Annotated in this window: 8 protein-coding genes; 2 read left to right on the top strand and 6 right to left on the bottom strand. The window is 72.3% G+C overall.

Annotated elements, in window-relative coordinates:
* Positions 1-8: 8 nt before the first annotated feature.
* The 6 genes from F603_RS0118575 to F603_RS0118550 form a co-directional block, all read right to left on the bottom strand.
* Positions 9-548 (bottom strand): DUF1697 domain-containing protein, encoded by a 540-nt coding sequence (locus F603_RS0118575; protein ID WP_281168897.1) that lies wholly within the window; start codon positions 546-548, stop codon positions 9-11.
* Between the two features lie 68 nt (positions 549-616).
* Entirely contained in the window at positions 617-1,384 is a 768-nt protein-coding gene (locus F603_RS0118570) for a hypothetical protein (protein ID WP_019547483.1), read from the bottom strand.
* Positions 1,385-1,536: 152 nt separating this feature from the next.
* Entirely contained in the window at positions 1,537-2,973 is a 1,437-nt protein-coding gene (locus F603_RS0118565; protein WP_019547482.1) for a polysaccharide pyruvyl transferase family protein, read from the bottom strand.
* Between the two features lie 63 nt (positions 2,974-3,036).
* Positions 3,037-5,121 carry a hypothetical protein gene (locus F603_RS0118560; RefSeq protein WP_019547481.1) on the bottom strand — a complete coding sequence of 695 codons (2,085 nt, stop codon included), beginning with the start codon at positions 5,119-5,121 and terminating at the stop codon, positions 3,037-3,039.
* Entirely contained in the window at positions 5,118-6,638 is a 1,521-nt protein-coding gene (locus tag F603_RS0118555; RefSeq protein ID WP_019547480.1) for a bifunctional cytidylyltransferase/SDR family oxidoreductase, read from the bottom strand. Before F603_RS0118555 ends, F603_RS0118560 begins: the two co-directional genes overlap by 4 nt.
* Before the next feature lie 244 nt (positions 6,639-6,882).
* Positions 6,883-8,127: an SAV2148 family HEPN domain-containing protein gene (locus F603_RS0118550; protein ID WP_158678659.1), complete on the bottom strand. Its 1,245-nt coding sequence runs from the start codon at positions 8,125-8,127 to the stop codon at positions 6,883-6,885.
* A gap of 353 nt (positions 8,128-8,480) precedes the next feature.
* Here F603_RS0118550 and glgX point away from each other — a divergent pair, with 353 nt between their 5' ends.
* Positions 8,481-10,652, top strand: coding sequence for a glycogen debranching protein GlgX (glgX, locus tag F603_RS0118545; RefSeq protein WP_019547478.1), 2,172 nt, complete (start codon positions 8,481-8,483; stop codon positions 10,650-10,652).
* A gap of 335 nt (positions 10,653-10,987) precedes the next feature.
* A complete protein-coding gene (gene treY / locus F603_RS0118540) occupies positions 10,988-13,471 on the top strand; it encodes a malto-oligosyltrehalose synthase (RefSeq protein WP_019547477.1) in 2,484 nt (827 codons plus the stop codon).
* Positions 13,472-13,586 lie beyond the last annotated feature (115 nt).

Below are 13,586 nucleotides of genomic sequence, written 5' to 3'. Positions count from 1 at the left end.
TCCCGCGCTCAGCCGGTGAGCTCGATGAGCCGCTCCAACGTCCGCCAGTTGCGCCCCGTCATCGTCAACTGCGGGCGTACGGCGGTCAGTGCGGAGCTCAGTCGGCTGCGGCCCATGCCGTGCGGGAAGTAGCAGTAGACGGCGCGGCCCACCGGGTGGAACTCGTCCGGTGCGTAGTCGGCAGGCGAGAGGGCGTCGAAATGGCCGGTTTCGGGGGTCTCTTCGAGGAGGAGGACGAGCACCTTGGCCGGGTCGAGCTCCGCCACCGGCAGCGGGCAGGCCGCCGCGATCTGCCGCAGCTCCTCGCCGGTGCGGACGAGGCACTGCACGCGAGTTCCGAACCGCTCCGCTATCGCCCGCTCCAGCACGGGGCCCGGCTCCGGCTCGTCCGTGCGGAAGACGGCGTTGCCGCTCTGGAGGTAGGTGCGCACGTCCGTCCATCCCAACCCGGCGATGAGCTGCCGGAGTTCGGCCATCGGAATCCGTCGGTGACCGCCGACGTTGACCCCTCTCAGCAGCGCCGCGTAGGTACGCGTGGTGGTAGCCATGCGGAAATTTTATGGCGGTACGCCGTCCCCGGCAGTGGGCCCGCGAAACCCGGCCCGGGCCGCGCGCCTCAGCGGTGCTTCTTCCCCTCGACGTACGCCAGCTCGACGCGCCCGTCGCTGTCCGTCTCCACCCGGTAGGTGTTCCACGCCTTGTGGCCGCGCGCCACTTCGCCCGTCTCCCTGGCGTAGCAGCGGTACTCCGTGGGCTCACCGCGCTCGACCATCGTCCTCCGGGGCATGCGGTCGCAGTAGGGCTTCTCCCCCGAACTCCGGGTGCGTTCCCATGCTTTGGCGTGCACGGCCTCGCGGAAAAGCGGCATCCGCACGGGCCTGACGGTCTGCTCCCAGGTGGCCTTCCTGTTGCCCGGCACCGGAAGCGGCGCCTTCAGCTTGTGGATGCTGACCCGGTAGTCGATCTCGATGTCCTTGTACCGCGCGGTGCATACGAAGACCTCGTCCCGGAGCACGGCGTCGCCGCAGTCGATCGGCACGACGGCTTTCGCGTCGCCGAGCATCGGCACGAGGTCCTCGTAGATCTCGTCCTTCACCTGCCCGATGCCGACGCGCTTCTCCTGGGGCCGCGGCCTCCGCACGGGTTCGTCTGGGTTGTCTTCGAAAGCAGTCCTACGGACCTGGACGACCTCGGCCCTGTCGAAGGGCGGCTCCTTCTCCCACGCCTCCCTCTCGTCGGCGTCCGAGCGCACCTTCGGGACCACGACGGAGAAGACGGCGTAGACGACACCGCCCACGACGGCGAGGACCACCGCGCCGATCAGCCCCACGATGATGCACGAGAGGGCCTGGACGGTCCTCTCCTGCGGCTCGCTGTCCCCCACCGCCCACGCTCCCCCGCGTTCGTGCCCCCGCTGCCGGCGCCGCGGGACGCGACAGGGCCGGGCCGCCGGGCCGTTCATGCCTCCCGTGCGTGAACGGCCGCCGTACGGCGGCTGGTGGCCCCGGCGCGCCCGCGCGGCACCGACGCGGCGGCTCAGTCCTTGCCGAGTATCCCCTTCGCACGCCGCTTCACACCACGGCCGACGCGCCGCACACCGCCGCCCGACTGGTCGAGACGGGCCTCCAGCGACGCCGTCCGCTTCTCCAGCGAAGCGGTGAGCTTGCGCAACTCCTTGTTCTCCGCCTCGACTTCGCGAAGTTGCGCCGCGGTCTTCTCCCGGCCGCGCCTGGCCGTCACCGCCTGCTCGCGCAGCCAGGCCACGCGGTAGCCGAGAGCGCCGTCGTCGCTGCCGTCCCAGGCAGTGACGGACGGCGGCAGTTCGAGCGCGTCGAGGGCCTTCTGCCATGCCTTGCCGCCGTCGCCGTGGCTGAAGGTGTTCTGCACGCCGTTCCGGTCGAGGAAGTCGGTGTAGCGGCGGAACCGCTCCGCGTGGTTCTTGCGGAGCGCCGTGTAGTCGGCCTCGGCGAGGAGGTCGGCGGGCGCGGTGCCCGCCTCCACCTCCCGGAGCAGGCGGTGCGGGATCTCGAAGTACCGGCACAGCTCCAGCGTCCGCGAGTCGTGCGCGAGGACGACGCTGGGGGTGCCGGCGAGGAGCGAGGCCATATTGCCGTGGATGCGGGTGCCGAACGAGAAGTCGTGCTCGGCGAGTTCGGCCATCCAGGTCGCCGGGTCGACGGGCACCCGGGTGTGACCGCCGCGCACCAGCGGGTGGCTGCGCAGCCCCGGCAGCGGCTTCTGCCGGTTGCCGGCCACCGAGGTGTCGCCCCAGAAGAGCAGCTCGGCGTCGGTGAGGTTCTGCGCGTAGTAGGTCAACTCCGGGTGGAGCGAGAGGGCGTGCGCGGTGAGTTCGGCTATGCCGCCCTCCTTCTCCGCCTGCGAGGAGACGTTGACGGCGACCCGCGAGCCGGCGTCGAGCGGCTTCGCCTCCAGCTCGGGGAAGGTGTCGCCGTGCCAGAACATCGACGGGCAGCCGATGACCTCGACGTCCTTGAAGCCGAGCTTCTTCAGGTAGTCGGCGGTGAGCTCACCGCGCACGCCCACGCTCGCCGAGCGGTTGAGGACGGCCTTCATGAACCGCCGCACGGACACCGAGATGTCGTCCAGCCGCCCGGTGTCGTACTCGGTGCTCGCCTGCGCACCGACACCGATGACGACCACGGGTATCTTCAACTGCTCGATGAGCGTGGAGAGCTTGTCGAGCGACTTGCCGAAGCTCGGCCGGAAGGCGTTGGCGAGCGGCACGGCGTAGAGGTCGAACCGCTCGTTGATCCGCGCCGCGTTCTCCTTCGAGGAGTCGGTGCGCAGGCCCGCGGCGACCACCTCGGTGCCCGGGACGGTGAGCTGCTTGTGCACCGCATCACTGAAGAGCAGGTTGCCCGAGTTGGTGCCCGTCAGGTCCTGGTGGATGAACTCTTCGTGGGTGACGACGTCGAACGGGCTCTTGCCCGCCCGCATCACGATCTCTTTCACGCTTCTCCTTGCTGCGTTGCCCTGCTGATGGCGGGTGCGCGGCTCACCGGCGCGCCTCGGGGTTCATCGGACGGTGCCCTCCACGGTCGCCGGGGCCTCGTGCGCGCCCGTCAGCGGCTCGTCCTCGGCCGCCGACTGCGCGGCCTGCTCGGCGTTGCGCGCCTCGGCGCGCGCCGCGAGCGCCTCGACGGCGGCCTCGAACCGCTGCTGCGCGGGCGGCTCTTCGGGCCCGAGCAGGTACGAGGTCAGCTCGGCACGCGCGCCGGCGCGCGGGTCCTCCTCGCCGCGGACGGCGGCGAGGAAGGCGTCGAGGCCGCGTGCTTCGTTGTCGAGGATCTCCGCGGCGCGCACGGCGGTGTTGCGCCGGGCGAACTCGGTGGCACCGAGCCCCGCCGAGTCGGTGACGGCGTAGGGCTTTCCGCTCGCCAGGAAGTCGGAGACGACGCTGGATATGTCGGAGACGAGGCCGTCCGAGGCGTTGAAGCACTCGTAGAGCGCCGGCGCGGGGCCCGTGATGGTGCGGTGCTCCCAGGCGGGGAACGACCGCCAGAACGCCTCGTTCCAGCGGGCGGTGAGGGCCGCCGCCTCCGGCGAGGTCCGGGGGTCGCGGAGCGCGTCCCGGGCCGTCTCCGCCTCGTCGACGCCTTCGGCGGCGCTGGCGTGGAGCCGCTCCATCTCCGCCTCGATACGGGCGAGTTCGACGCGCGCGGCGCCCATGCTGTCGGCGCCCTTCGCGGCGTCGGCCGCGAACTCCGGCGCCTCGGCGCGGCGTTCGGCGGCTTCGCGGAGCAACTCCGTGATCCTGGCGTCCGCTTCGAGCGCCTCCTGCGACCGCGTCCCGGTGAACGGGTGCGGCTTGTAGACGACGCGTACCGGCGGGTCGGCGGCGAGCAGCCCGCGGACGATGTTCTCGCCCGCGAGCATCAGCGAGGTGTTCCCCGGGTCGTCGGTCCACCCCTCCCACGTGGGCGCGTAGAGCACCGTCGGCATCGCCTCCGGGTGCCGCGGCCCCTGGATCGGGGCGAGTTGGGGGCGGCCGACCTCGACGACCGCGTCGTCCCGCACGCCGACGTCGGCGAGCGCGTACCGGTCGCGTCCCGCCTTGCCCGCCGTCCACACCTCGTCGTAGACCTTGCTGTACGGGTTGATGCTGGCGACCTTGTCGCTGTCGCCGTGGCCGATGAAGACGTGCTTCATCGTCGGGACGCGCAGCATGTGGATGTTCTTGCCGACGTTGGCCGGGTAGAGCGCCACCCGCACGGAGCTGAGGTCCATGTTCATCAGGTGGACGGCCGAGGGCACGCACGCGACGGGCGTGCGGGTCGGCGCCAGCCGGGCGAGCGTGTGCCGCTCGCGGAGGACGACGAGCGGGCGCCCGCCGAGCTCCTCCATCGTCTCCAGCCACATGTTGACCTGGTAGGACGACTCGGCGGAGCCGGAGAAGTAGAGGACGGTCGTGGGCCGGTAGCGGCGCAGCCAGCCGTCGAACCACTCCAGGAACTCCTCGCTCGTCGGCGGGAGTCGGTGCGGCAACAGGTGGCGGGCGAGGAGCCCGGTGTACAGGAGGGTGAGCACGAGCGTCGCGCCCATGCCGACGTACCCGTAGACGGACTCCCCCGTGCGCGCCACGACGAGCACGCCGACGACCGCGAAGAGGTCGAGGTGCTGGACCTTCTCCATGGCGCGGCTGGTGAGCCAGCCGGGCGGGCCGTCCCCGATCCCCAGTTCGGCGAGGTCGATGTTGCGTGTGATCACCGGGAGCCTGCGGCGGGCGCGGATCTTCGCCGTGAGCGCGGTGTGCGGGGCCTGGAGCGCGTAGAAGAGGATGAAGCACGCGATGGCGGTGAAGGAGACGGGGTCCTCCGCCATGTCCATCCTGGAGAGCAGCAGGACGAGCAGGAGCTGCCGGATCAGGAAGCGCAGGGAGAGCCCCGCGCGGAAGCGGCTGAGCCTGTTGAGCAGGTAGCTGCCTCGCCTGTGGAGGTAGTGGTCGGAGGCGTAGCTGACGCCCGCCGCGACGACGAACGTCCACAGCTCGGGCAGGAGCGCCGCCGTCATCAGTACCGGGTAGCTGAGGCCCATGAGGAGCGCGGCGACGAGCTCGGCGGTCGAGCCCACGCGCAGCATCTGCTGGAGCCGTTGGTTCATGCGACGACCTCCGCGCCCTCGTTCTCACCGCTGACGGCGAGCGCGCCCGCGAGGGCCTGCTCGACCGCGGAGGTGCCGGAGTCGAGCGGGTCCTGCCTGCGCACGTCGATCACCTGTCCCGTGAGGTCGGACAGGAGAACGTCGAGCGAAGTGCGTGCCACCTGCTCGGAGGAGAGGAGCGAGCCCGCGGGCTCTTCGCCGAACGCCGCCGTGCGCATCGGCGTCGCCGTGCGCTCGGGGTTGATGCAGTTGACGCGGATGCCGTCGGCCGCCCACTCGTCGGCGAGCGCCTGCGTGAGGTTGACGATCGCTGCTTTCGCCGAGGAGTAGAGGCTGTACTCGGCGCGCCCGCGGGTGTAGCTGCTGGAGGTGTAGAGGAGGAGCTGCCCGCCGGTCTCCGCGAGGTAGGGGTGCGCGGCGCGGGCGAGTTGCACGGGTGCGAGGTAGTTGACGCGGAGCGCCTCTTCGATCTCGGCGTTGGAGGTGTCGGCGAGGCGGCCGATGCGCAGGACCCCGGCGGTGTTGACGACGTGGTCGATCCGGCCGGTCTCTGCGTACGCCTGCGCGAGCGCCTCCTCGACCTCCTTCGGGTCCTCGACGTGGGTGCCGGTGGTGGAGCGTCCGAGCGCGTAGGCGCGGGCGCCGAGTCCGCGGGCGAGTTCGGCGAGGTCGGCGCCTATGCCGTAGGAGCCGCCGAAGACGACGAGGGTGCGGCCCTCGAGCAGTTCCCGGTAGGCGCGTCTGTCGGGCTGGCTGGGTGCGGTCGTCGAGACGAGCTGGAAGAGCTTGTCGGTGAGGAAGACGTCGAGCGGATGGGTCACCTTCATGTTGTACTCGTCGCCCGGCACCACGTGAATGGGGATGCTCGGCAGGTAGCGGAGGACGACGGAGCAGTCGTCCGTCGCCTTGAAGTGCGGGTCCTGCTCGGCGAGTTCGTAGGCCCGGCGGATGGTCGACAGCCGGAACGCCTGCGGGGTCTGGCCGCGCCTGAGCCGGGAGCGGTCGGGGACGTCCGTGATGAACTCGCCGTCGGCGCCGTGGGTGCGGGTCACGATCACGGTGTCGGCCGAGGGTATCGCCACGTCGACGGCCTGGTAGCGGTCGAGCGCGTCGACGCAGTCGTCGATGACCCGCTGCGAGAGGAACGGGCGCACGGCGTCGTGGAAGAGGACCTTCCGGTCCTCGCCTTCGGCGAGCTCGGCGTCGAGGAGGTCGATCGCGCGCCGGGTGGTCTCGTTCCTGTCCGCTCCCCCTTCGACGACGGCACGCACCTTGCTCAGCCCTGCCTTGTCGACGAGCTGCTCCACCTCCCCGACGAACCCGGGCGCCATCAGCACCAGTACGTCGTCGATCGCCTCCGACTGCTCCAGTACGGAGAGGGTGTGCTCGATCACGGGTTTCCCCGCGACCTTGAGCAGTTGCTTGGGGACGCTGAGCCCGATGCGCTGACCGGTACCGCCGGCGAGAACCACCGCAGTGGTGCCTGTGCCGCCTTTCCCCTTGCTTTGGTTGATCACTCTTTGGCTCCTGATGGCTCACGAACGTGCAGGGACGCCGTAGGAATTGCCCCCGCACGAACTAGACCCATCGAACCCGGTAATAGTTGTGGCGCGAAATGGAACTGATACATCCGATGCTGATCAGTGACAGACACAAGGTCGCCGTCACCCACGACGTGCGTGCCACGCGAAGCCCGCGGTCGCGGAAGAAGCCGTGGAGTGTCGGGGAACAGAGGGAAACAGAGCAAAGTAAAGGGAAACGTCAGGACACAGGGCGCGAATCCGCCCAGACCGACTCGAACTCCTCGCGGTAGACCGGCAGCAGCCCGGCCTCCGCGGCGGCCTGCGGCCCCGGCTCCTGCCGCACCAACTGCCGCCCGTCCCCGCGCAGCACCCAGACGGGCGCCTCCATCCCCCGCACCCTGCGCAGGTACGACTGGACGACGGCGAGCCCGTCGGGGCCGTCGTCGTCGACGAGGTAGGCGGTGAACCGCGGCGTCTCGTCGAAGACGTGTATCTGGAAGGCCCCCGTGTCACGGAGGCGGGCGCGCACCCGGCGCATGTGGAGGATGTTCGTCTCCACCGAGCGACTCAACTCGCCCCGCTTCAGGCCCAGCTCGCGCTCCCTGCGGCGGACGGCACTGGAGGCCGGGTTGAGGAAGAGCAGCCGCATGCGGCAGCCGGACTCGGCGAGCCGCGTCAGCCGTCGGGCGCTGTAGTTCTGCACGAGGAGGTTGAGCCCGATCCCCACCGCGTCGAGCCGGCGCGCCCCGCCGAAGAGGTCCTCGGCCGGGAGCCTCCGCTGGAGCCTGACCCGGTCCGGGTGGACGGCGGCGACGTCGGCGTAGCGGTCGCCGACGAGCTCCTCCACCGCGTCGACGGCGAGGCGCCCGGCCGCCGGCGCGTCGTGCGAGGCGCCGAGGAGCTCCAGCAGCCGGCCGCACGCGCGCTCCGCCTGCGCGAGGACGGTGCCGGTGAGGGCACGGTTGCGCGCGACGGCGCTGCGCGCCACCTCCAGCTCGTCGAGGGCGAGTTCGACCTCGCGGCGGTCCTCGAAGTACGGCTCGAAGCACGGCCAGTGCTGCACCATCAACTCGCGGAGCTGCGGCAGCGTGAGGAAGGAGAGGAGGGTGTCGTCGGCCGGATCGAGGAGGTAGCCCTTGCGCCGGCTCACCTCACGCACGGCGACGGCACGCTGCACCCACTCCTGCCCCGTGGGACCGGCGGCCGCGATCACCCACTCCTCGCCGTGCACCGGCTCGTAGATGGGACGCAGGACGGCGGCGACCACGGAACGCACGCGCTGCTCGACGAGGTTGAGCCAGACGTACGCGCGTCCGCCGCGCCGGGCGCGGGTGCTCACCTCCGCCCAGTCCTCCGGGCCCCAGTCGAGGTCGGCGCCGATCTCCATCGGGCGTGCCAACGACACGGCGCCCGGCGGCACTTCGGCGGTCCCGCCCTCACCGCCCGACTCTCCCGGGGGGAGCTCAAGCTCACCCGAGCCCAACTGTGCACCGCCTTCCGCGCCCCGCTGTTCGATCAAGGAAGACTACTGCGCACCCGGACGCGGTGCACCCGAACCTCTGCGACGAATCAACGTCGACTTCTGCCGCAACAGCCACCGCACGCGGGCAGATAACGCGTGGGTTTCCGACCTGTGCCAGTACTGTGCAGGTGACCTCCCCGCCGAAGCCGGCGCGGCGGCAGCGGAGCTGCCGTACCGGCTCGGCGCGGCGAAGGCCGTCCGGGAGGCACCCCGCAGGGTGCGCGCCCCCCGCGCACCCCGCCCCGCCCGCGCACACGCGGCGCAGCGCGGGGCTGCGGGCGACCACGACGGCACGACCGGGAAGAGGCAACGCCATGCAGGTATGGCCGGGAAAGGCGTACCCACGGGGCGCCACCTACGACGGCGCCGGCACCAACTTCGCCGTCTTCTCCGAGGCCGCCGACCGTGTCGAGCTGTGCCTCCTGCACGACGACGGCAGCGAGACGGCCGTCGAGCTCCGCGAGTCGGACGGCTTCGTCCGCCACGCCTACCTGCCGGGGGTCCTCCCCGGGCAGCGGTACGGCTTCCGCGTCCACGGCCCCTACGCGCCCGAACGCGGCGAGCGGTGCAACAGCGCCAAGCTGCTCCTCGACCCGTACGCCAAGGCCGTCAGCGGCACCGTCGACTGGGACGAGGCCGTCTACGGCCACCGCTTCGCGGACCCCGACCGCCGCAACGATCTCGACTCCGCGCCGCACACGATGGCGTCCGTCGTCGTCAACCCGTACTTCGACTGGGGTGACGACCGTCCGCCGCGCACCGACTGGCACCGCACCGTCCTCTACGAGTCCCACGTCAAGGGCCTCACCATGCTCCACCCCGCGCTCCCCGAAGAGCTCCGCGGCAGCTACGCGGCGCTCGGGCACCCGGCGGTGGTCGACCACCTCGTCCAACTCGGCGTCACGGCGCTGGAGCTGATGCCCGTCCACCAGTTCGTCACCGACCACAGGCTCGCCGACGCGGGGCTCAGCAACTACTGGGGCTACAACACGATCGGCTTCTTCGCCCCGCACAACGGCTACTCCTCCAGCGGCGACCGCGGGCAGCAGGTCACCGAGTTCAAGCGGGCCGTCCAGGAGCTCCACCGCGCCGGGATCGAGGTGATCCTCGACGTCGTCTACAACCACACGGCCGAGGGGAACCATCTCGGCCCGACGCTCTCCTTCCGCGGTCTCGACAACGCGTCGTACTACCGCCTCGCCGAGGACCGCCGCCACTACACCGACACCACGGGGACCGGCAACTCGCTGCTGATGCGCAGTCCCCACGTCCTGCAACTGATCATGGACTCGCTCCGCTACTGGGTCGGCGAGATGCACGTGGACGGGTTCCGCTTCGACCTGGCGGCCACGCTCGCACGGCAGTTCCACGAGGTGGACCGGCTCTCCTCGTTCTTCGACCTGGTGCAGCAGGACCCCGTCGTCAGCCAGGTGAAGCTGATCGCCGAGCCCTGGGACCTCGGCGAGGGCGGCTACCAGGTGGGGAACTTCCCGCCGCTGTGGACGGAGTGGAACGGCCGGTACCGGGACACCGTCCGCGACCTGTGGCGCGGCGAGCCCCGGGCGCTCGCCGAGTTCGGCTCACGGCTGACGGGTTCGAGCGACCTCTACCAGAACGACGGGCGCCGCCCCCTCGCCTCCGTCAACTTCGTCACCTGCCACGACGGCTTCACCCTCCACGACCTCGTCTCCTACGACCAGAAGCACAACGAGGCCAACGGCGAGGAGAACCGCGACGGCGAGAGCAGCAACCGCTCCTGGAACTGCGGCGCCGAGGGCGCGACGGACGACCCCGAGGTGCTGCGCCTCCGCAGGCGCCAGATGCGCAACCTCCTCGCGACGCTCCTCCTCTCGCAGGGCGTCCCGATGCTCTCCCACGGCGACGAGTTCGCCCGCACCCAGCGGGGCAACAACAACGCGTACTGCCAGGACAGCGAGGTCTCGTGGGTGCACTGGCCCGACGGTGCGGAGGGCGGGGCCGAGGAGCCCGTCCCGCGCCGGGGCCTCGGCGGCTCGACGCACGGCGCGCCCCGCCAACTGCTCGCCTACGTCCGCGCGATGGTGCGCCTCCGGCGCGCGCACCCGGTCTTCCGCCGGCGCAGGTTCTTCCAGGGCGCGCCGCTGGGCAGCGCGGACGGCGGCCTCTCCGACATCGCCTGGTACACCCACGAGGGCCGCGAGATGACCCAGCAGGACTGGCAGACCTCGACCGCCCGCTCGCTCGGGGTCCTCCTCAACGGCCACGCCATCTCCGAGCCCGGGCACCGCGGCGAGCGCGTCACCGACGACGACTTCCTCCTCCTCTTCAACACCGGGCGCACGTCCTTGGAGTTCACGGTGCCGAGCGCGTTGGGCGGCGGCTGGATTCCCGTCGTCGACACGGCGTACGAGAGCGGACTGCCGCCCGCGGGGCCCGCACCGCTCCAGGGCGGAGACCGCCTAGCCCTCCTCGATCGGAGCCTCGTCGTCCTGCGGCGGAGGGGCTGAGGCGCTCGCCCGCGCCTGCCGGACCTCGCACGGGCCGGCAGGAAGCGCGGAGACGGCAGGCGTGTCGGCGTCTCCGGCACGGTCGCCCGTCGCCGCACGCCCGGCCAGTTACGCCCAACGTCGCGCCGTCACAGGGTGGTTGGGCTCCCGTCGCGTGGCTGCCGCCCGCCCTCGCGCACCGCTCGCGCGGCCGAGAGCGCGGCGCCCACCACCACGCAAACCGGGCGGGAGCGGAAGACACCGGGAGAATAACGGCCATGGACGCCCCAGACACACCCCCCACGGCAGCGGCCTCCGCACCGTCCCGGACGCGTCCCGCCTCCGGGCCGCCACGCGTGCCGCCCCGCATCCCGAGCGCCACCTACCGCCTCCAGCTCCAGCCCGGCTACGGCTTCGCCGAGGCCGCCGGGGCCGTCCCCTACCTCGCCCGGCTCGGCGTCTCGCACCTCCACCTCTCGCCCGTCCTCGACGCGGTGCCGGGCTCGCGGCACGGGTACGACGTCGTCGGACACGGCACGGTGCGCGAGGAGTTGGGCGGTGAGGCGGAGCTGCGGCGGCTGGCGCGGACCGCGCACGAGCACGGCCTCGGCATCGTCGTCGACATCGTGCCGAACCACATGGCGCTCCCGCCGGACACGCGCCTCAACCGCCCCCTGTGGGAGCTGCTGCGCCACGGGCCTGCCTCGCCCTACGCGCACTGGTTCGACGTCGACTGGGAGGCGGGCGGCGGGCGCCTCGTCCTCCCCGTGCTCGACGGGCCGCCGGAGGAGGAGCTGGCGCGGCTGGTACCGGAGTCCGGAGTCCTGCGGTACGGGGAGCGGGTGCTGCCGCTCGCACCCGGCACCGAGGGGATGGAGACGGCCGCGCTCGTGGACGCGCAGCACTACCGGCCCGTCCGCCGGGACACCGCCGACTCGGCGCTCAACTACCGCAGGTTCCTCACCGTCCGGGAGCTGATCGGGCTGCGCGTCGAGCATCCGCAGGTCTTCGACGCGACCCATGCGACCGTCGTCCGCCTCGTCCGCGACGGCACCGTCGACGGGGTGCGGGTCGACCACCCCGACGGGCTCGCAGAACCGGAGGCGTACCTCCGCCGGCTGGAGCACCGCACCGGCGGCTGCTGGACGGTCGTGGAAAAGGTCCTCGGCGACCGGGAAGAGCTGCCGCGCACCTGGCCGGTCTCCGGAACCACCGGCTACGACGCGCTGCGCCACATCGACGGCGTCTTCACGGACGGCGAGGGGCAGGCCGAACTCGCAGCGCTCCACGTCCGGTTGACCGGGGCCGCGCCCGACGCGGGAGGCGAGTGGGCGCCCACGGCCGAGCGGGCCACGCGCGAGGTCCTCGCCGAGGGGCTCGCGGCCGAGCGCGAACGGCTCGCCCGCCGCGCGACGCGCGCCTGCGAGGAGGCGGGGCTGCCTTCGCCCGCGGGCGACGCGCTCCGCCCCGCGCTCGTCGAAATGCTCGTGCGGCTCCCGGTCTCCCGCCCGTACGCGGCACCGGGGGCGCCGCCCAGCACCGCCGACGCCGCGCGCGTGGAGGCGGCGTCGAGCGCCGCGCGCACCGCGCTGCCGCACGAGGGCGCCGCCGCGCTCGGTCCGCTGCGCGACCTGGCGCTCGGCCGGCTCGGGGACGGACCGGAGCGGCGCGCCTTCGCCGCGGGGTTCGCGCAGCTCAGTGCGGCACTACGGGCCAAGTCCGGCGCGGACAGGGCGGGTTGCCGCTACACGCCGCTCCTCTCCGCCTGCGAGGTCGGTGCGGAGCCAGGGGAACCCGCCGTCGCACCCGAGCGGTTCCACGCCTACTGCGGGCGGCTCCAGCGGGAGTGGCCGGCGAGCGGCACCGTCCTCTCCACGCACGACACCAAGCACAGCGCCGACGTGCGCGCGGCGATCGCCGTGCTCGCCGAATGCCCGTGCCGCTGGGGCGAGTTCCTCAGCAGGATGTCCGTACCGCTCGGCTCGGCACCGGGAGACCCTTCCGGCGCAGCGCGGTACGAGCTGCCGGACCCGCGCCTCAACTGGGTGGCCTGGCAGACCGCGTTCGGCCTCGGAAGCGTCGTGCCGCAGGCACCCGGCAGGCCCACGTACGTGCAGCGCCTCACGAACGCGCTGCTGACGTCGGCACGGGAGGCGGCGCTGCACACCGACTGGACCGCGCCCGACACGGGTTACGAGGAGCACCTCGCACGCCTCGCGGCGCAGGTGGCCGAGCGCGCCGCGCACCCCACGGGCGCGCTCGCCGCGCTCGTCGCCGAACTCGCCCCGCACACCCGCGCCAACGTGCTCGGCATGACGCTCGTCCACCTCACGATGCCGGGCGTGCCCGACCTCTACCAGGGCACCGAGCGCCTGTACCGCACGCTCGTCGACCCGGACAACCGCGACCCGGTCCCGCCCGGTATGCACACGCTCCAGGCGCTCGAAGCGGCGGAACAGGTCCTCGCGCCCGTGCAGCAGCGCCCGCACCCGGAGAACGAACTCGCCGTCGAAAAGTTGCGGTTGACGGCGGCGGCGCTCCGGCTCCGCGCGCGGCACCGCGACTGGTTCGCGCCCGGCACCGGCGGCCACACGCCGCAGCGGGCCGAGGGTCCCGCCGCCGGGCACTGTCTGGCGTTCGTCCGCGGAGGCGGGGCGCTCACCGTCGCGACGCGGCTCTCGCACCGCCTGCGGGCGAGCGGCGGGTGGCGCGGGACGCGGCTTCCGCTGCCGGCCGGGCGCTGGCGGCACGCGGCGGGCGGCGGCGCGCCGCTCGGCGGGTCCGTGCCGCTCCAGGAGCTCCTCGCCGACTCCCCCGTGGCGCTCCTCGTCCGCGCCTGACCCGTAGCCGGCAGCAGTACGGCGCCCGCCCGTCGACCGGCCGAGGACAGCGACTCCGGCAACGCTTTCACACTCCCGTCACGTACCGGGTCTGGCCTCGGAAAAGCGGCTGCGC

Source organism: Streptomyces sulphureus DSM 40104 (assembly GCF_000381025.1).
GTDB classification, from domain to species: domain Bacteria; phylum Actinomycetota; class Actinomycetes; order Streptomycetales; family Streptomycetaceae; genus Streptomyces; species Streptomyces sulphureus.
Note: the sequence above shows the minus strand (reverse complement) of the source record. Positions and strands in the feature narration are given on the sequence as shown.

What these genes read in the sequence shown, in the direction of transcription:
- F603_RS0118575 (WP_281168897.1), bottom strand. Translation starts at nt 548, where the DNA reads ATGGCTACCACCACGCGTACCTACGCGGCGCTGCTGAGAGGGGTCAAC.
- F603_RS0118560 (WP_019547481.1), bottom strand. Translation starts at nt 5,121, where the DNA reads ATGAACCAACGGCTCCAGCAGATGCTGCGCGTGGGCTCGACCGCCGAG.
- glgX (WP_019547478.1), top strand. Translation starts at nt 8,481, where the DNA reads ATGCAGGTATGGCCGGGAAAGGCGTACCCACGGGGCGCCACCTACGAC.